The sequence below is a fragment of the Planococcus maritimus genome (genome assembly GCF_001592825.1).
Taxonomy (GTDB): Bacteria; Bacillota; Bacilli; order Bacillales_A; family Planococcaceae; genus Planococcus; species Planococcus maritimus_C.
The window spans coordinates 21,935-46,145 of record NZ_LTZG01000021.1 but is presented as its reverse complement, the minus strand read 5'-3'; the positions used below and the strand labels follow the sequence as shown (position 1 = coordinate 46,145).

General features: G+C 47.8%; 23 protein-coding genes and 1 riboswitch. Of the genes, 22 read left to right on the top strand and 1 reads right to left on the bottom strand.

The window, feature by feature from the left end; all coding sequences use genetic code 11:
* Positions 1-162 precede the first annotated feature (162 nt).
* The 4 genes from AY633_RS10620 to gcvPB all read left to right on the top strand — a co-directional run bounded on the left by AY633_RS10620 (position 163) and on the right by gcvPB (position 5,018).
* Positions 163-675 carry a shikimate kinase gene (locus AY633_RS10620; protein WP_068488345.1) on the top strand — a complete coding sequence of 171 codons (513 nt, stop codon included), beginning with the start codon at positions 163-165 and terminating at the stop codon, positions 673-675.
* Between the two features lie 143 nt (positions 676-818).
* A riboswitch (glycine riboswitch) is annotated at positions 819-908 on the top strand.
* Positions 909-1,057: 149 nt separating this feature from the next.
* On the top strand, positions 1,058-2,158 hold the full coding sequence (gcvT, locus tag AY633_RS10615) for a glycine cleavage system aminomethyltransferase GcvT (RefSeq protein WP_068488344.1): 1,101 nt from the start codon (positions 1,058-1,060) through the stop codon (positions 2,156-2,158).
* A gap of 27 nt (positions 2,159-2,185) precedes the next feature.
* A complete protein-coding gene (gene gcvPA, locus AY633_RS10610; RefSeq protein WP_068488343.1) occupies positions 2,186-3,553 on the top strand; it encodes an aminomethyl-transferring glycine dehydrogenase subunit GcvPA in 1,368 nt (455 codons plus the stop codon).
* Positions 3,546-5,018 (top strand): aminomethyl-transferring glycine dehydrogenase subunit GcvPB, encoded by a 1,473-nt coding sequence (gene gcvPB, locus AY633_RS10605; RefSeq protein WP_068488342.1) that lies wholly within the window; start codon positions 3,546-3,548, stop codon positions 5,016-5,018. Before gcvPA ends, gcvPB begins: the two co-directional genes overlap by 8 nt.
* Before the next feature lie 41 nt (positions 5,019-5,059).
* On the opposite strand, the gene AY633_RS10600 is transcribed toward gcvPB, so the two are convergent.
* Entirely contained in the window at positions 5,060-5,440 is a 381-nt protein-coding gene (locus AY633_RS10600; protein WP_058380884.1) for a rhodanese-like domain-containing protein, read from the bottom strand.
* Between the two features lie 388 nt (positions 5,441-5,828).
* Here AY633_RS10600 and AY633_RS10595 point away from each other — a divergent pair, with 388 nt between their 5' ends.
* The 18 genes from AY633_RS10595 to AY633_RS10510 all read left to right on the top strand — a co-directional run bounded on the left by AY633_RS10595 (position 5,829) and on the right by AY633_RS10510 (position 23,942).
* Entirely contained in the window at positions 5,829-8,387 is a 2,559-nt protein-coding gene (locus AY633_RS10595; RefSeq protein ID WP_068488341.1) for a vitamin B12-dependent ribonucleotide reductase, read from the top strand.
* Between the two features lie 163 nt (positions 8,388-8,550).
* Positions 8,551-8,991, top strand: a complete 441-nt coding sequence (gene aroQ, locus AY633_RS10590; RefSeq protein WP_068462057.1) for a type II 3-dehydroquinate dehydratase — start codon at positions 8,551-8,553, stop codon at positions 8,989-8,991.
* A 5-nt stretch (positions 8,992-8,996) separates the two neighbouring features.
* A complete protein-coding gene (locus AY633_RS10585; protein WP_068488340.1) occupies positions 8,997-10,055 on the top strand; it encodes a M24 family metallopeptidase in 1,059 nt (352 codons plus the stop codon).
* Between the two features lie 17 nt (positions 10,056-10,072).
* Complete coding sequence (efp, locus tag AY633_RS10580) at positions 10,073-10,633, top strand: elongation factor P (RefSeq protein ID WP_068462060.1); 561 nt, start codon at positions 10,073-10,075, stop codon at positions 10,631-10,633.
* A 126-nt stretch (positions 10,634-10,759) separates the two neighbouring features.
* A complete protein-coding gene (gene accB, locus AY633_RS10575) occupies positions 10,760-11,269 on the top strand; it encodes an acetyl-CoA carboxylase biotin carboxyl carrier protein (RefSeq protein WP_068488339.1) in 510 nt (169 codons plus the stop codon).
* Between the two features lie 13 nt (positions 11,270-11,282).
* The gene (gene accC, locus AY633_RS10570) at positions 11,283-12,635 is read left to right on the top strand and encodes an acetyl-CoA carboxylase biotin carboxylase subunit (protein ID WP_068488338.1); all 1,353 of its coding nucleotides are present in this window, start codon (positions 11,283-11,285) and stop codon (positions 12,633-12,635) included.
* Between the two features lie 14 nt (positions 12,636-12,649).
* Positions 12,650-13,042 carry an Asp23/Gls24 family envelope stress response protein gene (locus AY633_RS10565; protein ID WP_068462066.1) on the top strand — a complete coding sequence of 131 codons (393 nt, stop codon included), beginning with the start codon at positions 12,650-12,652 and terminating at the stop codon, positions 13,040-13,042.
* A 165-nt stretch (positions 13,043-13,207) separates the two neighbouring features.
* Positions 13,208-13,597, top strand: a complete 390-nt coding sequence (gene nusB, locus AY633_RS10560) for a transcription antitermination factor NusB (RefSeq protein ID WP_068488580.1) — start codon at positions 13,208-13,210, stop codon at positions 13,595-13,597.
* 17 nt (positions 13,598-13,614) lie between these two features.
* Positions 13,615-14,490 (top strand): bifunctional methylenetetrahydrofolate dehydrogenase/methenyltetrahydrofolate cyclohydrolase FolD, encoded by an 876-nt coding sequence (gene folD, locus AY633_RS10555; RefSeq protein WP_068488337.1) that lies wholly within the window; start codon positions 13,615-13,617, stop codon positions 14,488-14,490.
* Positions 14,491-14,562: 72 nt separating this feature from the next.
* Positions 14,563-15,915 (top strand): exodeoxyribonuclease VII large subunit, encoded by a 1,353-nt coding sequence (gene xseA / locus AY633_RS10550; protein ID WP_068488336.1) that lies wholly within the window; start codon positions 14,563-14,565, stop codon positions 15,913-15,915.
* Complete coding sequence (xseB, locus tag AY633_RS10545) at positions 15,916-16,152, top strand: exodeoxyribonuclease VII small subunit (protein WP_068488335.1); 237 nt, start codon at positions 15,916-15,918, stop codon at positions 16,150-16,152. It begins immediately after the preceding gene.
* A complete protein-coding gene (locus tag AY633_RS10540) occupies positions 16,149-17,027 on the top strand; it encodes a polyprenyl synthetase family protein (protein WP_068488334.1) in 879 nt (292 codons plus the stop codon). The genes xseB and AY633_RS10540 overlap by 4 nt, the downstream gene beginning before the upstream one ends.
* A gap of 93 nt (positions 17,028-17,120) precedes the next feature.
* Positions 17,121-19,025: a 1-deoxy-D-xylulose-5-phosphate synthase gene (gene dxs / locus AY633_RS10535; protein WP_068488333.1), complete on the top strand. Its 1,905-nt coding sequence runs from the start codon at positions 17,121-17,123 to the stop codon at positions 19,023-19,025.
* Complete coding sequence (locus tag AY633_RS10530; RefSeq protein WP_068488332.1) at positions 19,022-19,867, top strand: TlyA family RNA methyltransferase; 846 nt, start codon at positions 19,022-19,024, stop codon at positions 19,865-19,867. The genes dxs and AY633_RS10530 overlap by 4 nt, the downstream gene beginning before the upstream one ends.
* Positions 19,868-20,044: 177 nt before the next feature.
* Positions 20,045-20,494, top strand: coding sequence for a transcriptional regulator AhrC/ArgR (gene ahrC / locus AY633_RS10525; protein ID WP_058380870.1), 450 nt, complete (start codon positions 20,045-20,047; stop codon positions 20,492-20,494).
* Positions 20,495-20,512: 18 nt separating this feature from the next.
* Complete coding sequence (gene recN / locus AY633_RS10520) at positions 20,513-22,210, top strand: DNA repair protein RecN (protein WP_068488331.1); 1,698 nt, start codon at positions 20,513-20,515, stop codon at positions 22,208-22,210.
* A gap of 33 nt (positions 22,211-22,243) precedes the next feature.
* Complete coding sequence (gene spo0A / locus AY633_RS10515) at positions 22,244-23,002, top strand: sporulation transcription factor Spo0A (protein WP_068488330.1); 759 nt, start codon at positions 22,244-22,246, stop codon at positions 23,000-23,002.
* A gap of 190 nt (positions 23,003-23,192) precedes the next feature.
* Positions 23,193-23,942 (top strand): glycerophosphodiester phosphodiesterase, encoded by a 750-nt coding sequence (locus AY633_RS10510; protein WP_068488329.1) that lies wholly within the window; start codon positions 23,193-23,195, stop codon positions 23,940-23,942.
* Positions 23,943-24,211: the final 269 nt, after the last annotated feature.

Sequence of the window (24,211 nt, the reverse complement as noted above, 5' to 3'; positions counted from 1 at the left end):
TTCTGTCCGCATTGACATTGCTGTCCCACATGGTCATGCTCTATACGATCGAATATCAGACTTATGATAGTTTGGAAAATGTTCATAGAAATGCTACTATACAACTACTGATGGAAATTGGGCAAAATAAAATCCCTAAGTAGGGTAGTACGGGTGGGAGCAATGAACAGAATATATTTGATCGGTTTTATGGGCTGCGGCAAAAGCGCGATAGGCAGGCGGCTAAGCTTTTTATTGAAAATGCCTTACTACGATATGGACAAGGAAATCGTCCGTCAACTGGGCATGTCGATCCCTGAGATTTTCGAACGGTTCGGCGAAGATTATTTCAGAGACCTTGAAACAAAATTTTTGCAAAATTTGCAACAGGAGCAATGCATCATTTCTACAGGCGGCGGGGTCACGATGCGCAAAGTGAATCAACGGATAATGCGCCAGACAGGGCTCGTGTTATTTTTGGATGCGCCGTTTAAGGAAATCTGGCGGCGTATCCATAAAGACCCGAACCGACCAATCGTCAGACGCTCGACGCGTGAGGAGATTGAAGCGCTCCATAAAGCGCGATACCGTGATTATAAACGGACAGCGCATATTACAATCCGAACCGAACATCGCTCACTGCGGCAGATTACCCAGTATGCCGCGTTTCAAGTCAAACGCTTAAAAAACGAATGATTTAAAAGTTTTAAACACGAATATTCGTTTTTGAAGCAATAAGGTAAAAAAGATTGCGCTTTCGTCGATTCAATGTTAGGATGTAGTCGAAGTTATACTATTCTGTATAGCGGGATGGACCAATTCAACATTGATTTGGGCGGATGAGTGTACGGGGAGAGAACGCAGCAGCGTCGCCGAAGGAGCAAATGATTCGTCATGAATCTCTCAGGCAAAAAGACTCGTACAGGACGCATCTCTGGAGAACGCTGCTGATACGCAGCTACCGATGAGGAAAGCCGTTATGGTAAACTTTCAGGTGCCAGGACAGAGAATTCCCTTTTTTTAAAAAAAGGGGATTTTCTGTCCTTTTTACGTGCTTTGAAAACAGGAGGGAAAAAGATTGGGACAATTGAAGCGAACACCTTTGTTTGACTCGTATGCCCGCTATGGCGGAAAAACGATCGATTTCGGCGGATGGGAATTGCCGGTGCAATTTTCTTCTATCAAAGACGAGCACGAAGCGGTCCGGACGAAAGCCGGATTGTTTGATGTCTCGCATATGGGCGAGATTTTTGTATCGGGCCCAGACAGTCTGCCTTATTTGCAGAAACTGCTGACCAATGACGTTTCGAAGCTGCAAGACGGCCAAGCGCAATACACGGCGATGTGCTACGAAGATGGAGGTACTATAGACGATTTGCTTACCTATAAACTTGGCGATGATCGCTACTTGCTGGTAGTCAATGCATCGAACATCGACAAGGATTTCAATTGGATGCAAGAGCAACTTGAAGGTCAAGTCGAACTTGACAATGCATCCGAGCGATTCGGCCTGCTCGCGCTCCAGGGGCCGCTTGCCGAAAATGTGTTAAGCCAATTAACGGAAGAAGAGTTATCGTCCATCCGCCCGTTCCGCTTTAAAGAGCGCATGGAAGTGGCAGGCCAAGAAGTATTGGTCTCACGCACAGGCTATACGGGTGAAGATGGTTTTGAAATTTACGGAAGCCCTGAAGCTGTTACTATTTTGTGGGATCGAATCCTTGAAGCAGGTGAGTCAACAGGTATCGTACCGGCAGGGTTAGGCGCCCGCGATACACTGCGCTTTGAAGCGGGTCTTGCGCTGTACGGGCAAGAGTTGTCTAAAGACATTACGCCACTCGAAGCCGGCATCGGTTTTGCGGTGAAACTGAAAAAAGAAGCAGATTTTATCGGGAAACAGGCTTTAGTGGACCAAAAGGAAGCTGGAGTTCCGCGCAAATCCGTTGGTATTGAAATGATTGATAAGGGAATCCCACGCCACGGCTACGCTGTTTACAAAGATGACGTGAAAATCGGCGAAGTCACTACCGGCACACAGTCACCGACCTTGAAGAAGAATATCGGGTTGGCTTTGCTCGATGTGGAGCACAACGAGCTCGGCACTGAAGTGGAAGTGGAAATTCGCAACAAGCGCCTGAAAGCACAAATTGTCGCAGCGCCATTTTACAAACGCTCTAAATAATCCGACTAAAGAAGGGGACTGCACACGATGAAACATCGCTATCTACCAATGACTTCCCAAGATGAAAAAGACATGCTCGAGACGATCGGCGTCCAATCAATCGACGAATTGTTTTCAGACATTCCTGAAAAATTACGTTTTAAAGGCGAATACAATATCAAGCCTGCCAAGTCTGAATCGGCTTTGACAAAAGAATTGGCACAGCTGGCTGGAAAGAATGCAGATTCGGCACGCTACGCTTCTTTTCTAGGCGCAGGCGTTTACGATCATTACAAGCCAATCATTGTTGATCACGTCATTTCTCGTTCTGAATTCTACACAGCCTATACGCCGTACCAACCAGAAATTTCTCAAGGGGAGTTGCAAGCCATTTTCGAGTTTCAGACGATGATCGCTGAAATCACCGGCATGGATATCGCAAACTCTTCCATGTATGACGGTGGCACAGCACTGGCGGAAGCCGGCATGCTGGCAGCCGGACAAACGCGCCGCAAGAAAATTCTTGTCTCCCGTGCTGTCCATCCAGAGTCAAGAGATGTGGTACGGACGTATGCGCTAGGCCAATCAATCGATGTGGTGGAGATTCCGCTAAAAGACGGCCGCACAGACATCGAGGCATTAAAAGAGATGGTCGATGAAAACACGGCGACCGTCATGGTCCAATACCCGAACTTTTTTGGCCAAGTAGAGAACTTGAAAGAAATCGAACCAATCGTCCACGGAGCCGGCGCTTTGTTTACAGTGTCATCGAATCCGTTGGCACTTGGCGCACTTACGCCTCCAGGTAAATTCGGTGCTGATATCACAGTAGGCGATGCCCAGCCATTTGGCATTCCTGAAGCGTTTGGCGGCCCCCATTGCGGCTATTTCGCTGTCACACAGAAATTAATGCGAAAAGTTCCAGGACGCCTTGTCGGCGAAACAACAGACGATGAAGGCAGACGTGGCTTCGTGTTGACCTTGCAAGCGCGCGAACAGCATATCCGTCGCGATAAAGCGACGTCAAATATTTGCTCGAACCAAGCTTTGAATGCTCTTGCGGCTTCTGTCGCCATGACCGCACTTGGCAAGGAAGGCACAAAAGAGATTGCAGTGCAGAATATCGCTAAGACGCAATACATGAAGCAGCAGCTGACGAAATCCGGTCTTGAAATTGCTTTTGCTGGCGCTCACTTTAACGAAATTGCCGTCAAGATTGGTTCATCGGTTAAGGGATTAAATGCAGCCTTGTTTGAAAAAGGCATGATCGGCGGCTATGACCTCGGCTTAAGCTACGATGAATTGCAAGGGCATATGCTGATTGCCGTCACTGAACAGCGTTCTAAAGAAGAAATCGACGCGTTTGTACAAGTAATCGATGCATACGTGCGAGAAATGGAGGCTTCCCATGCATAAAGACAACCAGCCACTCATTTTTGAAATGACTAAACAAGGCCGCGTCGGCTATAGCTTGCCGGAACTAGATGTACCGCAAGTGGATTTGACTGAATTGCTTGGCGAGGAACTGGTTCGCGATGAGTTTGCAGAACTGCCGGAAGTATCGGAACTCGATATCATGCGCCATTACACGGCATTGTCTAAACGCAACCATGGCGTCGATTCCGGATTTTATCCGCTCGGCTCGTGCACGATGAAATACAATCCGAAGATCAATGAATCCGTTGCACGCTTCTCGGGGTTCGCAAATATTCACCCATTACAGGAAGAATCAACTGTGCAAGGGGCAATGGAATTGATGTATGACCTTCAGGAACACTTGAAGGAAATCACCGGTATGGACGAAGTCACGCTTCAACCGGCTGCAGGCGCACATGGGGAATGGACGGGTCTCATGATGATCCGTGCTTTCCATGAGGCAAATGGCGATTTTAACCGTACGAAAGTCATCGTTCCGGACTCGGCTCACGGCACCAACCCGGCTTCTGCGACAGTTGCTGGTTTCGAGACCGTCACCGTGAAGTCAAATGAACACGGACTGGTTGATTTGGAAGACTTGAAACGCGTGGTCGGCGACGATACGGCGGCACTTATGTTAACAAACCCGAATACGCTCGGGCTATTTGAGGAAGATATTCTCGAAATGGCGTCAATTATTCATCAAGTTGGCGGCAAGTTGTACTATGACGGGGCGAACTTGAACGCCGTCATGTCGAAAGCACGCCCTGGCGACATGGGCTTTGACGTTGTCCACTTGAACTTGCATAAAACATTCACTGGCCCTCACGGCGGTGGCGGTCCAGGTTCTGGGCCAGTTGGCGTGAGTGCAGACCTCATTCCGTACTTGCCAAAACCGATCCTTATCAAGACCGACGAAGGCTTTACTTTTGATTATGACCGTCCTGAATCAATCGGACGCGTCAAACCATTCTATGGCAACTTTGGCATCAATGTCCGCGCCTATACCTATATCCGCACGATGGGGCCAGACGGCTTGAAAAAAGTGACGGAATACGCGGTATTAAACGCTAATTACATGATGCGCCGTCTTGCGCCTCATTTTGATTTGCCATATGACCGCCATTGCAAGCATGAGTTTGTCTTGAGTGGCCGTCGCCAAAAGAAACTTGGCGTCAGAACGCTCGATATGGCGAAGCGCCTGCTTGACTTCGGCTACCATCCGCCAACGATTTACTTCCCACTCAATGTGGAAGAAGGCATGATGATCGAGCCGACCGAGACGGAATCGAAAGAAACGCTCGATGACTTTATCGATGCCATGATCCAAATTGCGCGCGAAGTAGAAGAAAATCCAGAAATTGTTCAAAACGCACCGCATACAACAGTCATCAATAGACTGGATGAAACAAAAGCGGCACGCAAGCCGGTGCTTCGTTACCAAAAACCGACGGACAACGAATAAGTACGAAAAAAACCCCAGAAGCAGGGCTTCTGGGGTTTTGCTTATTTAGATTTGATTTTGCCTGTCCATTTCTTGAAGCCGCCTTGCAACTGAAACAATTGCTCGTAGCCTTTTTTCTTCAAGAACAACGCGACACGTCCGCTTCTTGCTCCGTTTTGATCGTACAGATAAACCGGTTTGTCAGCGCGAATTTCCTTGTAGCGCTGGCGCAATTGCGATTGCGGGATATTGCGTGCCCCGAGAATGTGGCCGGCTGCAAAATCTTTAGGTTCCCGGACATCGATAAGCTGCGCTTTACGATAGCCTTGGATAAATTCTTCCTGGTTCAAATCGGTGACCGCTTTGCGGATGCGCAGGAAGGAGACGACCGCAAATATGAGGATGGCAATGACGACACCCAAAGTGATATACAATAATTCCACTGTTCTTGCCCCTTTCTATACTTTCTCATTATAAGAGATAAGGTGACGGATATTCAATGGCTATGTTACAGTAATCTGGGCAAATCAGAGACAATCTTGTGAAGCCTGTGTACTGAAAGCGTGCCATTGCTGCACTTTCACTTGTCAAGTGCCTGCGGCGGGAAAATCAATCGATTTTTGCGCTGTATTATGCGAACATACGTGTCTTTTGTCTCATTTTAACTAATGTCAAAACGCCAAAACCTTGCCGTTACTCGCTTGTTCGGCTGCTGACATTTTCCATCAGAAAAATGTTATTGCGACTGAGTTTCAACATATAGTATCATGGGAATTGTAATAATACTATATATAGTGTTAACTCCATATAATACAAAGGAGGATTTGTCAAATGGTTTCCGCCACACAATCCGAATATACATTAAACGTCGAGTCCCTGAACAAAGACATTGAAGCGTTCCCGCAAGTCCACGCGGTAACAAAAGATATGAAGCAAACCCATAAAGGCGTGTCACGCCTAGTCATGATCGACCGCTATTCCTTTAAAGATACTAGCAAAAGCACATTAAAGCCGGGTGACTTTGTCGTCTTAACAGTCAAAGAAGATCCGAAATTTCCTGCACGTGGCCTCGGCTATATTGTCTCGATCGACGAAGCGGCGAACAAAGCACGCGTGTGGATCGAAGAAGATTACCGCAGCGCCATCGACAACCCGGATGAAGTCGAGCAAGGCATCGTCAACCGGCCAATTGATGTCATCGAAAAGCCGCTTGAAGTATTTTATGAGCAAATCGCTAAACGCAATGCCACTGGGCTTTCGGCAGTCGAGAAAACGCCTGAGAAACAAAGCGAATGGTTCACGAAATTCTATGAGCAGCTGGTCAATTTGAACTTTGTTCCTGCAGGCCGTGTGCTTTACGGAGCAGGCGCCGACACGGACGTCACGTATTTTAACTGCTACGTCATGCCATTTGTCGCCGATTCACGCGAAGGTATCTCAGACCACCGCAAGCAAGTAATGGAAATCATGAGCCGCGGGGGCGGTGTTGGTACGAATGGATCGACACTACGCCCGCGCAACACGCTCGCTCGCGGAGTCAACGGCAAATCATCCGGTTCCGTTTCTTGGCTCGATGACATTGCGAAACTAACGCATCTTGTCGAACAAGGCGGTTCACGCCGCGGTGCGCAGATGATTATGCTTGCTGACTGGCATCCGGATATTGCTGAATTCATCATTTCCAAAATGCAGAATCCGCGCATCTTGCGCTATTTGATCGAAAACACAGAAGACGAAACGATCAAACGCCTGGCGAACGATAAATTGAAGTTCAAGCCTTTGACCGAACAGGAAGAAGCGATGTATCAAGGCTTGCTTAACTACAGAACAATTCCAGGCATGGGCGGGTTCAATGAAAAAATCATGCGCGATGCCGAAACAAAATTGCGCGACGGAGGCACATATGCAGTCCATAATGAAGAATTTTTGACTGGCGCCAATATTTCTGTCACCTTGACGAAAGACTTCATGGAAGCGGTCGAAAAAGACGAAGATTTCGAGTTGCGCTTCCCGGCAGTCGAATCATATTCTAAAGAACAGATGGCCGTCTATAACGAAGAATGGCCTAAGATCGGCGATGTCCGCGAATGGGAAAAACTTGGTCATCAAGTCCGGACATACCGTGTGATCAAAGCGCGTGAGCTCTGGAACTTGATCAATGTATGTGCAACCTACTCCGCAGAACCTGGCATTTTCTTTATCGATAACGCCAATGAAAAAACAAACGCCACCGCATACGGCCAAAAAGTCGTAGCGACAAACCCATGCGGCGAACAACCATTGGCTCCTTATTCTGTCTGCAACTTGGCAGCTGTTAACTTGGCGCGCTTTGCGGATCCAAAAACGAAGCAAGTCGATTTTGAAGCATTGAAAGAAACGGTGCGCGTCGGCGTTCGCATGCAGGATAACGTCATCGACGCAACGCCATACTTCCTAGAAGACAATCGCATCCAGGCACTAGGCGAACGCCGTGTTGGTCTTGGCGTTATGGGCCTCGCCGATTTGCTCATTTATTCGGACCGCGAGTATGGTTCTCCAGAAGGCAACGAGCTGGTCGATGAAATCTTCAAGACGATTGCTGTCGCAGCGTACGAAGCCTCGACAGAGCTTGCTGAAGAACGAGGAAGCTTCCCATTCCTTACAGGCGAAACAGACGCTGAAACGGAAAAATTGCGCCGCGCCTTCACGGAAACGGGCTTTATGCAAGGCATGCCAGAAGAAATCCGCCAAGCTGTGCTTGATAAAGGGATTCGCAACTCTCACTTATTGACAGTTGCGCCAACCGGTTCGACTGGCACGATGGTCGGTGTTTCGACTGGTCTTGAACCGTACTATTCCTTCACGTATTACCGCAGCGGCCGCCTCGGGAAATTCATCGAAGTGAAAGCGGATATTGTCCGCGAATATTTGAAGAATAACCCGGACGCGGATGAAGACAACTTGCCGAAAGCGTTCATTACATCCATGGACTTGGCTCCGGAAGCGCACGCAGATGTGCAATGCATCATCCAGCGCTGGATCGATTCTTCCATTTCAAAAACGGTCAATGCCCCGAAAGGCTATACCGTCGAACAGGTAGAAGGCGTCTATGAACGACTGTATAAAGGCGGTGCTAAAGGCGGAACGGTCTATGTCGATGGCAGCCGTGATTCCCAGGTATTGACCTTGAAGGCAGAAGATAATACTTTTGAAGAAGAGCATACCGAAGAAGACACAGGCAAACGCCCTGTTGTCTTGATCGACACGATCCAAGACTTGCGTTCAACGAATGTCACGATCGGTTCGGAAGTTGGCGACACGTGCCCTGTCTGCCGCAAAGGGACTGTCGAAGAAATGGGCGGATGCAATACCTGCACCAATTGTGCGGCCCAATTGAAATGCGGACTGTAATACAAAACTTCATATAGCCGGAGTAATATTCTCCAGTGAAAAAAACGGAAGCCAAAACAGGCTTCCGTTTTTTTATGTTCCCTCTTAAGCCCGTCTTCTGGCTTGATGCTTATTGATCGTATGCTAAAATGGAAAAGGATAGCCAAGAAGGGGGTGCAAGGGCATGAGAGTCCTGGTATTAAACGGTCCCAATTTAAATCGTCTCGGCAAGCGCGACAAACAAGCCTATGGCAGTTTCACCTTGCAAGAGCTGGAGCAGGAACTTGCCGCGTTTGCAGACAGTGAAGGCTTCGAGTTGATTTGCCGGCAGTCCAATCACGAAGGGGAACTGATCGACTGGATCCACGGTGCGGATGATGACGGCGTATCAGGCATTGTCTTAAATGCCGGCGCTTACACGCATACGAGCATCGCAATTCGAGATGCCATCGCGTCGATTCAAGTGCCGGTCGTTGAAGTACATATTTCCAATATTCATGCACGTGAAGCATTTCGCCACGAATCCCATATCGCGCCGGTAGCGATTGGCCAAATCGCCGGTTTCGGTAAAGATGTATACCATCTAGGGCTGCAGGCACTTTTGCTTCGACAACAGAAAGGATGACATTGATGAAATTGACGAAACTGCGCGAACAAATGCAAAAGCAGGAATTAGATTCCTTGTTAGTGACCAATCCGTACAATCTTCGTTTTATTACAGGCTTCACCGGAACGGCTGGGCTTGCGCTCATCACACCGAACGACGCATGGTTCATCACCGATTTCCGCTATACAGAACAAGCCGGTGAGCAAGTGAAAGAATTCAAAGTGGTCCAAGCGCAAAAAGGTTTGCTTGACGAAGTAGCGCGCATTGTTCAAGAAGCAGCAGTTGAACGTTTAGCATTTGAACAGGATTATATGACCTTTGCGACTTACTCACAATATCAAGACAAATTATCAGCAACACTAGAACCGGTAAGCGGCTTGATCGAACAGCTGCGCATGGTAAAAGCTCCGGAAGAAATCGACGTGCTAAAAGCGGCAGCGAAAATTGCTGATGATGCATTCGAACACATCTGCACATATATCAAACCGGGCATGACAGAACTACAAGTATCGAACGAATTGGAGTTTTTCATGCGTTCACAAGGCGCAACTTCTTCGTCCTTTGATATCATTGTGGCATCTGGCTTGCGCTCCGCATTGCCTCATGGTGTCGCATCCGACAAAAAGATCGAACAAGGCGACTTGATTACACTCGATTTTGGAGCTTTGTACCAGGGCTATGTATCGGATATCACGCGCACGGTCGCGGTCGGCGAACCATCCGATAAGCTAAAGGAAATCTACAAAATCGTTTTGGACTCTCAAGTGTTGGCGCTAGAAAAAATCAAACCAGGCATGACGGGCATCGAAGCAGATGCGATTGCCCGCGATTACATCAAGTCTAAAGGCTACGGCGAAGCGTTTGGCCATTCGACAGGACATGGCATCGGCCTTGAAGTCCATGAAGGTCCCGGCTTGTCGTTCCGTTCAGAAACGGTACTAGAGCCGAACATGGCTGTCACTGTCGAACCTGGCATCTATTTGCCGGGGATTGGCGGAGTGCGCATTGAAGATGATATACTGATAACCGAAACGGGGAATGAGCGCTTGACGCATTCTTCAAAAGAGCTTCGCATTTTATAACAAACGGAGGAACTATAATGATTTCAGTAAACGATTTTAAAACAGGATTGACCATCGAAGTAGATAACGATATTTGGCGTGTCATGGAATTCCAGCACGTAAAACCAGGTAAAGGGGCGGCGTTTGTCCGTTCGAAACTACGTAATTTGCGCACTGGAGCGGTCAATGAAAAAACTTTCCGCGCTGGCGAGAAAGTAGCAAAAGCCCAAATCGATAACCGCAAAATGCAGTATTTGTATGCTAATGGCGATATGCACGCATTCATGGACAACGAAACATACGACCAAATCGAATTGCCGGAAAAAAGCATCGAGTATGAATTGAAGTTCCTGCAAGAAAACATGGACGTCCAAGTGATTCAATATCACGGGGAAGTGCTCGGTGTCGAATTGCCGAACACGGTTGTTCTGGAAGTGGCTGAAACAGATCCGGGCATCAAAGGAGATACGGCGAGCGGTGGATCAAAACCGGCGATTTTAACAACTGGGCTTTCTGTCCAAGTGCCGTTTTTCATCAATCAAGGGGATAAACTAATCATCAATACAACCGATTCTTCATACGTCTCACGTGCCCAATAAGTAAGAAAGGCCTCTTTTAAGGGGCCTTTTTTTAAAATGTCGGGCTTGCTATTTCAAAATGATTCGAAAAAGTCTAAAATGGGAAAGTAGCTAAAAATCATTACATAACAGGGGAGTAGGTATTCTATGAAAATCCAGGAAATTCGCGAAATTATTAAATTGGTAGATCAATCTTCTATCGACGAATTCAGCTATGAATTCGACGGGGTGAAAGTCAAGATGAAGAAAAATGCATCTAACCCTTCACAACCAGCCGTCCAATCCAAAGTGGTGGAAGCGCCTGTACAAAAAGATGCACCATCCGCTCCAAAACAAGTCGAATCAGTTGAATCGGCACCAACAGAACAGCCGGTACAAACGGAAACGGCAGAGGCTGGAAATGCTTCAAACGAAGACTTGCATAAGATCCTGTCGCCGATGGTCGGCACGTTCTATCAATCGCCATCACCGGAAGAAGAAGCTTATGTGGCTGTCGGGACGAAAGTTTCTGCAGATCAAGTTGTCTGCATCGTTGAAGCGATGAAGCTCTTTAACGAAATCGAAGCAGAAGTGGATGGGGAAATCGCTGAAATCCTAGTCAAAGACGGCCAATTGGTCGAATACGGTCAGCCTTTGTTCCTCGTAAAAGCAAATTGAGGAGGGGCTGACAATGATGAAAAAAGTATTAATTGCCAACCGCGGAGAAATCGCCGTACGGATCATCCGTGCCTGCAAAGAGCTCGATATCCAGACCGTAGCGGTTTATTCTGAAGCGGATAAGGAAGCGCTTCACGTTGAACTGGCTGACGAAGCGTATTGCATCGGACCGAAACTATCAAAAGACAGCTATTTGAACTTTTCCAATATCATCAGCGTGGCCAAGTTGACGAATTGCGACGGCATCCATCCGGGGTATGGGTTCCTCGCTGAAAACTCCAGCTTTGCCGAACTGTGTGAAGCATGCGACATCATGTTCATCGGACCGACCGCAGCGGCGATTTCGAAAATGGGTACAAAAGACGTAGCCCGCGAAACGATGCGCCAAGCGAACGTACCGGTTGTCCCAGGCTCTACAGGGATCGTCGGCAGCGAAGAGGAAGGCTTGGAAATTGCTGAAAAAATCGGTTTCCCGGTCATCATCAAAGCGACAGCAGGAGGCGGGGGCAAAGGGATTCGCGTAGCGAGAACACGCGAAGACTTTATCAAAGGCCTCAATATGACGCAAAAAGAAGCAGCAGCGGCTTTCGGTAATCCCGGCGTTTATATCGAGAAATTCATCGAGGATTTCCGCCATATCGAAATCCAGGTGCTGGCTGATTCGCATGGCAACGCCATCCATCTCGGCGAACGCGATTGCTCGATCCAACGCCGCATGCAAAAGCTTGTCGAAGAAGCGCCATCTCCTGCATTGTCTGCAGAGTTGAGAGCGGAAATGGGCGAAGCGGCTGTAAAAGCAGCACAAGCAGTTAATTACCGCGGTGCCGGCACGGTTGAGTTTATTTTTGATGCCGTCAACCAAAAGTTCTATTTCATGGAAATGAATACACGAATTCAAGTTGAGCATCCTGTCACTGAAATGATTACCGGCATTGATTTGATCCAACAGCAATTGAAAGTCGCTTCGGGCGAAACTCTCGCTTATAAACAAGAAGATGTGACGTTCAAAGGCTGGTCGATTGAATGCCGCATCAACGCTGAAAATCCGTTGAAGAATTTCATGCCTTCAGCCGGCCGTGTAGACATGTACTTGCCGCCGGGTGGAATGGGCGTGCGCGTCGATTCTGCGATGTATTCAGGCTACTCAATCCCGCCTTATTATGATTCGATGGTGGCGAAGCTCATCACATTCGCCGATACGCGCGAAGAAGCGGTGTCCAAGATGAAGCGCGCGCTCGATGAGTTTGTCGTCGAAGGCGTCTTCACGACCATTCCATTCCATCTTCGCCTCATGGATCATGAGGTGTTCAAATCCGGGGACTTTAATACCAAATTCCTGGAAAAATACGATGTAATGGGCTCCTGAGGAGGAATAGTTAAATGGCAGAAAAAGTAATCCCTTATGTGAAAATGAAATCACCCGGCGCACAGGATCTTGGAAATATCGAAGTCGCGCCGGAAGTGCTGGAAATAATCGCGAGTATTGCTGCGACTGATATCGAAGGCGTTGCCAGCATGCGCGGCAATTTTGCATCCGGCGTTGTGGAACGACTGGGCAAAAAAGTCCACGGCAAAGGCATCAAAACCGAATTATCGGATGAAGGCTTGGCGATTGATGTCTATTGTGTCGTCGATTTCGGGGTATCGATTCCGAATACGGCTAAAAAGATCCAAGAACAAGTCCGCCAGACCTTAGAGACGATGACTTCATTGCAGACGCAAGAAGTGAACGTGCACATTACCGGTATACGTTTCGACCATCCCCAGGACTGATAAGCAGGCTGCCCGGACATGCTGATGCATGTTCCGGCCAGCCTTCTTTTTTATGGATCCCACAGTCACTGTGGCGATTTGTTGGAACATTTCAAACTTGGAAGTTCCGTGCGATTACCTGTATAATGGGTGGATAATCAGCTTGAAAAGGAGACCGGAATTATGATGAAACGACACGAAGCACGGGAAAAAGCGCTTCAGACGCTATTCCAGCTCGATGGAACCGAATTGACGATTGCAGAAGCAATGGAACATGTCATGGAAGGCGAGACAGACCAATTCTATAAATTGTTAGTAGAAGGTACGAACAGCAAGCAACAGGAAATTGACGATAAATTGAAAGGCCACTTACAAAACTGGTCGCTTGAACGTTTGCCAAAAGTCGAACGGACGATTTTGCGCATGGCTGTTTTTGAACTGGAATACATGGATGATGCTCCTAGCCGAGTCGTTTTGAACGAAGCGATTGAATTGAGCAAAACTTTTGGGGACGACAAGTCAAGCCGCTTCGTCAACGGCGTTCTTTCGAAATTTACTGACCAAACTGCGAACTAATCATTGGAGGAATCTACGTGACTGCTGAATTGATTGATGGAAAAGCCGTTAGCCTGAAAATTAAAGAGCAAGTGCAACAACGTGTAGAAAGATTGAAAACAAATGGAATCACTCCTGGCCTATCGGTCATTCTGGTGGGCGACGATTCCGCTTCGCAAACTTACGTTAAAAATAAAAAGAAGACCTGTGAATCGCTCGGCATGCGCTCGGACCTTCATCTATACCCTGCCTCACTATCCGAGCAGGAACTGCTGGAGAAGATTGACGAATTGAACAACGATCCGGAAATCCACGGCATCTTGGTACAATTGCCGCTTCCTGCCCAGATTGACGAATTCAAGATCATCACCGCAATTGCCCCAGAGAAAGATGTCGATGGCTTCCATCCGATTTCAGTCGGCAATATGATGATCGGCAAAGAGGCGTTTTTACCGTGTACGCCGCATGGGGTGATGGTGCTGCTTGAACATTACGGCATTGACCCAGCAGGCAAACACGCCGTCGTGATTGGCCGCAGCAATATTGTTGGAAAACCGGTTGGCCAATTGCTGCTGCAAAAAGATGCGACTGTGACTTATTGCCATTCCAAGACGCCGGATTTGAAAGCGATGACCAATCAAGCGGATATCATTATCGCGGCCATTGGGCGGGCGAAGTTTATCGGTGCAGACCATATCAAGAAAGACGCAGTCGTCATTGACGTCGGCATGAACCGCGACGAAAACGGCAAGCTTTGCGGCGACGTCGATTTCGAAGCAGTACGCGAGCAAGCAAGCTTCATCACGCCTGTACCGGGCGGCGTTGGGCCGATGACGATCGCGATGTTGATGGAAAACACATTGCAGTCGGCAGAAAAAGGATTATCGAAAGACAAAGCTGCCGAAAGCGTGTAAAATGAATAGCAAATAGAGCTGTTTTTCGAAAGAAAGACAGCTTTTTACTTTCTATAGACAGGGGTTGACATTTTGGCGACCGACCCGTACTTAAGTGTTGCAGCGTTAACGAAGTACATAAAGAAAAAATTCGATGCCGATCCTCATTTGCGTGATGTTTACGTAAAAGGCGAGTTGTCGAACGTTAAAATCCATACGAGCGGGCATATCTATTTCACGTTGAAAGACCAAAAAGCCCGCATGCCGGCTGTCATGTTCTCAGCGCGTGCGAAATCGATGAAATTTCGCCCGGAAAGCGGCATGACGGTGTTGATCCGCGGCGATATCTCCGTCTATGAGGCATCGGGCCAATACCAATTGTATGCCCAGTCGATGCAGCCTGATGGCATCGGCGATTATTATTTGGCGTTTGAACAGTTAAAGGAAAAGCTCAACAAAGAAGGCATCTTCAACGCCGATCACAAACAGGCACTTCCTCGATTCCCTGAAAAAGTGGCGGTTATCACGGCGCAGACAGGTGCTGCGGTGCGCGATATCATCACGACGCTCAAGCGCCGTTATCCGCTAGCACAAATCGTGCTGTTTCCGACACTCGTACAAGGACAAGGGGCCGTCCAGTCGATTGTCCAATCGATCCAGCAAGCCAACCGTACCGACAGCGATGTATTGATTGTCGGGCGCGGAGGCGGCTCAATCGAAGATTTATGGGCGTTCAACGAAGAAGCGGTGGCACGAGCGATCCACGACTCAAAGATCCCCATCATTTCAGCGGTTGGTCACGAAACGGATACGACCATCGCTGATTTCGTCGCAGACTTGCGCGCAGCTACTCCAACAGCTGCCGCAGAGCTCGCGGTGCCAAGCCGTATTGAATTGCTTGAGCGAGTCATGGGGCAGCGACAAATAATGTTCCGCCATATGACAAATGATTTGGAACAGCGTCGCATCCGGCTGACGCAACTGCAAAATTCCTATCCGATGGCTTATCCGGACCGGCTATATCGGCCATTTATCGAACGCATTGAACGTGCTGCGGATGCGCTGCAGCGGGAAACCGTGCTGACAGTCCGGCGCACAGGAGACCGCTTAACCATGCTGTCACGCCAATTGGACAACCGCAACCCAAGCGACCGCATCCGCCAGGCCGAACGGGATTTGGCCATTCTCGGCGACCGTCTCGACCAGCGTATCGCCAATGTATTCAATCAACGGGAGCAACAATTAAAATCTGCTATCCGTACGCTAGATGCACTAAGTCCGTTGAAGATCATGGATAGGGGCTATGCGATCCCTTTTAAGCATGGCGAAGTGGTGAAATCAGTTGACCAGCTGGAGCTTGGTGACCAGCTGAGCCTTTCATTGAAAGACGGGGAAATCAAAACCGTCATCGAAGCAATCGATGCAAAAGAAAAGGAGCGCGAGTAAATGGCAGAAAAGAACATGATGTTCAATGACGCAATGGAGCAATTAGAAGAAATTGTCAAACTTCTGGAGCAAGGCGATGTGCCGCTTGAAGAAGCGCTAACGCTTTACCAAAAAGGTATGGAGTTGTCGAAACTATGCCATGACAAATTGAAAAATGCCGAAACCCAGCTGGTGACGATGATGAAAGATGGAAAAGAAGTTCCGGCTGAAATCGAAGGGGAAGGAAATGCCCAATGAACTTAAGCCAATTCAGAACCCATTATGAACCGGTAATTCAGCAAGAGATGGCGGAATTAATCAGTGCTTTGTCCATTCCTGAATCCTTAAAGGAATCGATGCATTATTCGCTTCAGGCCGGTGGTAAGCGCATCCGGCCGATGCTCTTGCTCGCGACCATGCATGAACAAGGTGCAGCCCATCCCGATGCCTTGAAAGTAGCGGCTGCGATTGAAATGATCCATACATATTCCTTAATCCATGATGATTTGCCGAGCATGGACAATGACGATTTGCGGCGCGGCATGCCGACCAACCATAAAGTATTCGGGGAAGCTATTGCCATTCTGGCAGGAGACGCTTTATTAACGTTTAGCTTTGGCATCTTGGCGCGCTTGGAAAATGTTTCCGCTGAAGATAAAGTGCGACTCATTGATCTGTTGTCGACTTCAGCCGGTGCGGAAGGAATGGTCGGCGGTCAAGTGCTCGACATCGAAGGGGAAGAAAAACAGCTGACTCTAGAGCAATTAGAACAAGTGCATTTATTGAAAACAGGGGCATTATTGACGTACAGCATCATTTCTGGTGCGATCTTAGGCGGTGCAAACGCTGAACAATTGATGGCGCTTTCAACATTCGGCCGCCATCTTGGCTTAGCCTTCCAAATCCAAGATGATATTTTGGATGTTACGGGCACTTCCGAAGAACTCGGAAAAACGGCGGGTAAAGATGAAACGAGCGATAAAAGTACGTATCCCGGCATTTTGACATTGCCAAAAGCAAAAGAAAAATTGGACTATCACGCACAACAAGCGCTCGATGCTATTGCTGGGCTGCCGGGTGACCAGCAATTATTGAAGGAATTGACCGAGCTGATCGTCCAGCGCAAAAGCTGAAAATAGGGCTCTTGTTTGTACATTTGCCCTGTCTTGCTATAATATGGGGAGACAACAATACAGGAAAATATAGAAAAAGGTGTGTGATGGCAAATGGATCTTCATTCGATAACTGGTCCATCTTTCCTAAAAGAGCTGAATTCTGAGCAATTAGAGCTTTTAAGTGAAGATATCCGTCGATTTCTGATAGAAAATCTTTCAAAAACGGGGGGGCATATCGGACCAAACCTCGGCGTGGTGGAATTAACAATTGCGCTTCACCGAGTATTCGACAGCCCGGACGATAAATTGATCTGGGATGTTGGGCATCAATCTTATGTCCATAAAATCTTAACGGGACGCGCGGATCAATTCGACACGCTACGTAAATTCAAGGGCCTTTGCGGCTTCCCTAAACGCAATGAAAGCGATCACGATGTCTGGGAAACTGGCCATAGTTCCACTTCCCTGTCTGCAGCAATGGGCATGGCGGCAGCGCGTGATATTAAAAAAGACAAGAATTACGTTATTCCGATCATCGGTGATGGCGCTTTGACGGGTGGTATGGCTTTTGAGGCGTTGAATCACATCGGCCACGCCCAGACAGACATGACCGTCATTCTCAACGATAACGAAATGTCGATTGCACCGAATGTCGGGGCGCTGCACAGCGTACTCGGCCGTATGCGGACAGCTGGAAAATACAATAAAGTCAAAGACGACCTTGAGTACTTGTTGAAAAAAGTGCCGGCTGTTGGCGGCAAGCTCGCTTCTACAGCTGAGCGCGTAAAAGATAGCTTAAAATACTTGGTCGTCTCCGGCATGTTCTTCGAGGAACTTGGGTTCACGTATCTTGGCCCAATTGATGGCCATGACCTGGAAGAACTACAAGACAACCTAGAATATGCGAAGAAAACGAAAGGCCCTGTGCTTCTTCATGTCATCACGAAAAAAGGCAAAGGCTATTTGCCTGCCGAGCAAGATAAAATCGGCACATGGCACGGAATTGGGCCTTATAAGATGGAAACTGGCGATTTGGTGAAATCCTCTTCCAAAGCCCCTTCATGGAGCGGTTTGATCGCTGAGACTGCCCGCAAACTGGCGCGTACTGACGAACGTATCGTTGCGATTACACCGGCAATGCCGGTCGGATCGAAACTCGAAGGCTTTGCTTCTGAGTTCCCTGAGCGGATGTTTGATGTTGGCATCGCCGAACAGCATGCCACCACAATGGCAGCCGGACTTGCAACGCAAGGGATGAAGCCGTTCTTGGCTATCTACTCAACGTTCCTTCAGCGTGCTTACGATCAAATTGTCCATGACATTTGTCGCCAGAACTTAAATGTCTTTATCGGCATTGACCGCTCTGGCCTGGTCGGAGCGGATGGGGAAACGCATCAAGGCGTGTTCGATATCGCTTTCTTGCGCCATTTACCGAACATGGTATTGATGATGCCTAAAGATGAAAACGAAGGGCAGCATATGGTCAAAACAGCAATTGATTACAATGACGGCCCAATTGCATTGCGCTATCCTCGAGGCAATGGCCTAGGTGTTGCAATGGACGAAGAGTTAAAAGCCATTCCAATCGGCAGCTGGGAAGTATTGGAAGAAGGGCGCGATGCCGTCATCCTCACTTTCGGCACAACGATTCCAATGGCGCTTCATGCAGCTGAGCAATTGCGCGAACAAGGTATTCAAGTGGAAGTTGTCAACGCCCGCTTTATCAAACCGTTGGACGAAGAAATGCTTTCCTCAATTTTCGGCCGCAACGTACCGGTCCTGACGATTGAAGAAGCGGTATTGCAAGGTGGCTTTGGCAGCGCGGTACTGGAATTCGCACAGGATAATGGCCATACGGGTGCGGTTATTGACCGTATGGGAATTCCGGATCTCTTTGTTGAACATGGCGATGTCGCTGAATTGATGGATGAAATTGATCTCAATAGTGACGAAGTCGTCAAGAAAGTGAAATCGCGCATAAAGCATTCACAACAGGAGCGGTCGAACGCTCTATGAATAAAGTGAAAAAAGAACGGGTAGATGTTCTGTTAGTTGAACGGGGCATTTGCGAAACACGTGAAAAAGCTAAACGTGCCATCATGGCAGGCGTTATTTTCTCAGGCAGTGAACGTTTGGAAAAGCCCGGCGAGAAAATACCGGAAGACGCACCGCTTGAGAAAAAGGGAAACGATTTGAGGTATGTGAGCCGGGGTGGTTTGAAGCTCGAAAAAGCGCTTGCTGAATTTGATGTCGCAGTGGAAGGTAAAATGATGCTCGACATCGGCTCATCGACCGGCGGATTTACCGATTGCGCGCTTCAAAACGGTGCACGCCACGGCTATGCACTGGATGTCGGATATAATCAATTAGCCTGGAAAATACGCCAAGACCCGCGCGTCACGGTCATGGAGCGCACCAACTTCCGCCATTCGAAGCCGGAAGATTTTCAGGAAGGCTTGCCGGAAGTGGCGACAATCGATGTGTCCTTTATCTCGTTGCGCATTATCTTGCCAGTACTGAAGACCATTTTAGTTCCTGGAGGCGATTGCATCGCCCTCGTCAAGCCGCAATTTGAGGCAGGACGTGAGAAAGTCGGTAAAAAAGGCATCGTCCGGGATCCAAAGGTGCATCAGGAAGTGCTGCAAAAAGTGGCTGCTTATGCTGTCGATTGTGGATTCGAGCTGAAGGCAATGACCCATTCGCCGATTACGGGTGGAGAAGGCAATATCGAGTTCCTGTTCCATTTGGTATCGAATGAACAGGCAGCTAAAAGTGAATTGCCAGATGCGCCTTTAGTGGCATCTGTAGTCGAGAATGCCCACTTGGCATTTAAGGAAAAAAATACACTTTTACCATAAAAAGGCCAGGGATTCCAATCCCTGTTCTTTTTTTATTATCTTATTAATAAAAATGACTTAGTTTTGATTATAAGGGGTAAATAGTTCTAGTGTGCTAGCTAGTTTCCTTGTTTTCGAAGTGGTTTAGATGTACGATATAAAGTATCTGGAATAATTATTCACTCAAGGGGGAGCACCATGAACAAAGGACAACGTCATATCAAAATCCGCGACTTGATTTCAAATCGCGAAATCGAAACGCAAGATGATTTGGTCGACTTATTGAAAGCAGCGGGCTATGAAGTGACGCAAGCGACCGTTTCACGCGATATTAAAGAATTGCATTTAGTAAAAGTACCGTTGCAGGATGGGCGTTATAAATACAGCTTGCCGGCAGACCAGCGCTTTAACCCAATGCAGAAATTACACCGCGCATTAACCGATGCATTCGTCAGTATTGACGGCGCAAGTCATTTTTTGGTTATGAAAACTTTGCCGGGCAATGCCCATGCAATCGGTTCATTGATTGATCATTTAGATTGGGAAGAAATTTTGGGGACCATTTGCGGGGATGATACGTGTTTAATTATCTGCCGAGATGTCGAACACCGTGAAGTATTGAAACAACGCTTGATTGAAATGCTTTAATTAAAGAGGTGGATGTATATGCTGCGAGAATTGGATATCCGCAATTTTGCGATCATTGATACATTATCGGTCAGTTTTACAGAAGGCATGACCGTTTTGACAGGAGAAACCGGTGCAGGGAAATCGATTATTATCGATGCTGTGCATTTATTGGCTGGCGGTCGGGGCAGTCAGGAATTTATTCGCCACGGGGCGCAAAAAGCTGAAATTGAAGGATTGTTCCATATCGACAGTGCGGCGCATCCTGTCCATCGCAAGCTCGAGGATTTTGGCATCCAGGCGAGCGACGGCGATGTATTATTGCGGCGTGAGTTGAATGGCAAAGGCAAAAATGTTTGCCGCATTAACGGCAAGCTTGTGACCATTTCCATCTTGCGTGAAGTGGGGGCTGCATTGATTGATATCCACGGCCAACATGAAACCCAGGAATTGATGGATGAAAAACAACATTTGCACCTATTGGATCAATTTGCCGGGAAACTCCTGACCAAAGCAAAAGAAAGCTATAATCATACGTTTGAAAAATACACGAAACTAAAGCGAGAATTTGCGACTTATAACGAAAACGAGCAACAGATTGCCCAACGCATTGATTTGCTGACATTTCAATTGCGTGAAATTGAAGAAGCGCAGCTCGTGCCTGGCGAAGAGGAAACCTTGCTCGACGAACGTAAACGCTTGCAGAATTTCACTAAAATTTACGAATCGATCTCACAAGCTCACGAAGCGATTCAAGGAGAGTCGAAAGGACTTGATTGGGTCGGCAATGCCATGAGCGAACTCGAGCATGCCGCATCAGTCGATGAACAATTCCAAGAGGCTTCAGAATCGGTGGCAGGGGCGTTTTATCAATTGCAGGATACTTCGACGGAAATCAAGCGCATCTTGGATCAATTGGAATTCGATCCGGAACGGCTCAATGACATCGAACAGCGCCTTGCTTTATTGCAATCTTTGAAACGTAAATACGGCGCGTCGGTTGAAGATATGCTGCTGTATCAAGAAGAACAGGCAGATGAACTGGATAAACTGCTGAATCGCGACCAGCGTTTGCGCCTCGATCAAGAAAAGCTCAAAGAGTTGACCGAGGACTTGCGCATCGAAGCGGAAGAATTGACGATGCTTAGAAAACAAGCGGCGACGAAATTATCGAAAGCAATCATGGAACAATTGAAAGAACTCCATATGGGCAAAGCGTCATTCGCAGTCCAATTTAATTTGTTGCCAAAAGGCAAATTCGACCGCTTTGGCCAGGACAGCATCGCGTTCCATATCTCGACAAATGTCGGCGAGCCGTTGAAAGCGTTAACGAAAGTGGCATCAGGCGGCGAATTGTCGCGTATGATGCTGGCGCTGAAAACGATTTTCTCCAAGCACCAAGGCATTACGTCGATCATTTTCGATGAAGTCGATACAGGCGTCAGTGGCCGGGTGGCGCAGGCGATCGCTGAAAAAATCGCAGCCATTGCCCGCCACTCACAGGTGCTATGTATTTCGCATCTGCCACAAGTTGCCGCGATGGCAGACCAGCATTTGTTTATCGAGAAAAAAGTATCAAAAGACCGTACCACGACTGTGGTAAAAGAACTTGCAGGGCGTAAACGTACGGAAGAAATGAGCCGTATGCTGTCAGGGGCAGAAATCACTGAATTAACCTTACAGCATGCTGATGAATTGCTGACTTTGGCGAGGGACCGGAAGTTGTTGATGAAATAAGGGTCCGGAGCCTGTCAATTAGGAGAGAAAAATATGGAGAAAATAAAAATCGCCATTGCCGATGACAACCGAGAGCTTGTTGAATTGATGACTGAATTTCTCGATTCACAGCCGAATATGGAAGTGGTGGGCGTGGCTCATGACGGCAGGGAATGTATCGGGATTCTGGAACAGACCGAGGCAGATATTTTGCTTCTCGATATCATCATGCCTTATTTAGATGGCATTGCGGTACTCGATGTGTTGCGTTCGAATGAGCGTCTGAGTAAAATCCATGTGATCATGTTGTCCGCATTTGGCCAGGAGTCAATCATGAGCCAGGCTGCGGATTACGGGGCTTCTTATTTCATCATGAAACCATTTGAGACGGAGCGATTGGTCGTCCAGATCAATCACATCATGAAAAATGGGGACCAAGTCGCAAGAAATGGTTTGGTAACAAAGGATGAGCTGATTACTTCGCGTTTAAAAGACATCGGTGTGCCGCCGCATCTTAAAGGTTATATGTATTTAAAAGCAGCGGTGTCGATTGTGGTAGATGAACCTTCTGCGCTTGGCAAAGTGACGAAAGAGCTGTATCCGAAAATCGCATTGAAATTCGATACGACACCAGCACGCGTTGAGAGGTCGATCCGCCATGCCATCGAGCAAGTATGGGTGCGCAGCGAGTCCGTGTCCCATATTGCAAGTGTCTTTGGCTATAGCGAAGCTCACCTGCAAGCGAAACCGGCCAACTCTGAGTTCATCGCTATGATTGTCGACAGCCTTGGCATGAATGACAATAAAAAATGAACGACCGGTGCCTGTTATAGGCATCGGTTTTTTTTGCGCGAGAGCGCCTTACTGATAAATGTAATTAACTACATAAGGTCTTATGAAAAATAAAAAACCGCCCACAACAAACGCAACATTTGCAGTGAGTTGATGACGTGATAAAATGGTTGATTAAAGCTAAGTCCTATCGGATAAAGGGGAGAAAGCTATGTCTGAAATCGAAATTTATGCGCATCGCGGAGCCTCAGGCCATGCACTTGAAAATACATGGCAAGCATTTCAATTAGCGCATCAACTGCAAGTGGGAATTGAGTTGGACATCCAGATGACGCAGGACGGAATTGCAGTTGTCTATCACGACGATCAATTGAACCGATTAGCCGGAATGCGGTCGGATGTCTATGCGATGGCGTATGATTCGCTGAGGCTGCTGTCGATCCGGAAACGGTTCCGCCGTTTCGGGAGCCATTCGATTCCGCTTGCCTATGAAGTCATACACTGGGCTAAGCGGAAAAACATCCCGTTGAATATCGAATTGAAGTCATCTGTTGCAAAACATCCGGAGGGTCCTGAAATCGTCTCTGCCTTGCTTGAAGGGGCGGGCAATGTCCAATTATCGTCATTTGATGCTGAGCTCTTGAAAAAGATGAAAAGCTTGCAGCCGCATATAGAGGTGGCGTGGATCTTAAAACGAGCTGTGCAATGGAATGAATTGGGGAAATACAAGGATTTCGACAGTTACCATTTCCATAAGAGATACCATAAAGCGAAATGGCTGGAACCAATCGCGAAGATGGGGAAACCGGTGCGGCTGTATGGAATTTCCGGAAACGAACGCATATTGCGTGCGCTTCACCCTTCAGTCAAAGGAATCATCACAGACTATCCGGCCCGCGTCAAAGCTTTATGGACACAACAACCGCAGCATCATAGACAAAAAACCAGCCAGGAGCAATAGCCTCTGGCTGGTTTTCCAGAGTGTTGAAAAAGTCTATAATCTTCTATAATTGAAAAGAAATATGACGCTATTCCACAAGTGAAAATCAAATAACTATCTAAGTATTTGAAGAAGCGTTCGCTCGACTCCTGTGGAACAGCGAGACGACCGAGACCCCGCAAGGCGCAAAGCGACTGAGGAGGCTTGGGCGCGAGCCCACGGAGTCGTGCGATAAGCTTCGGAAAATACGACTTCCTACCTTTCGCTACAACCTGAAAAAACCAGCCAGG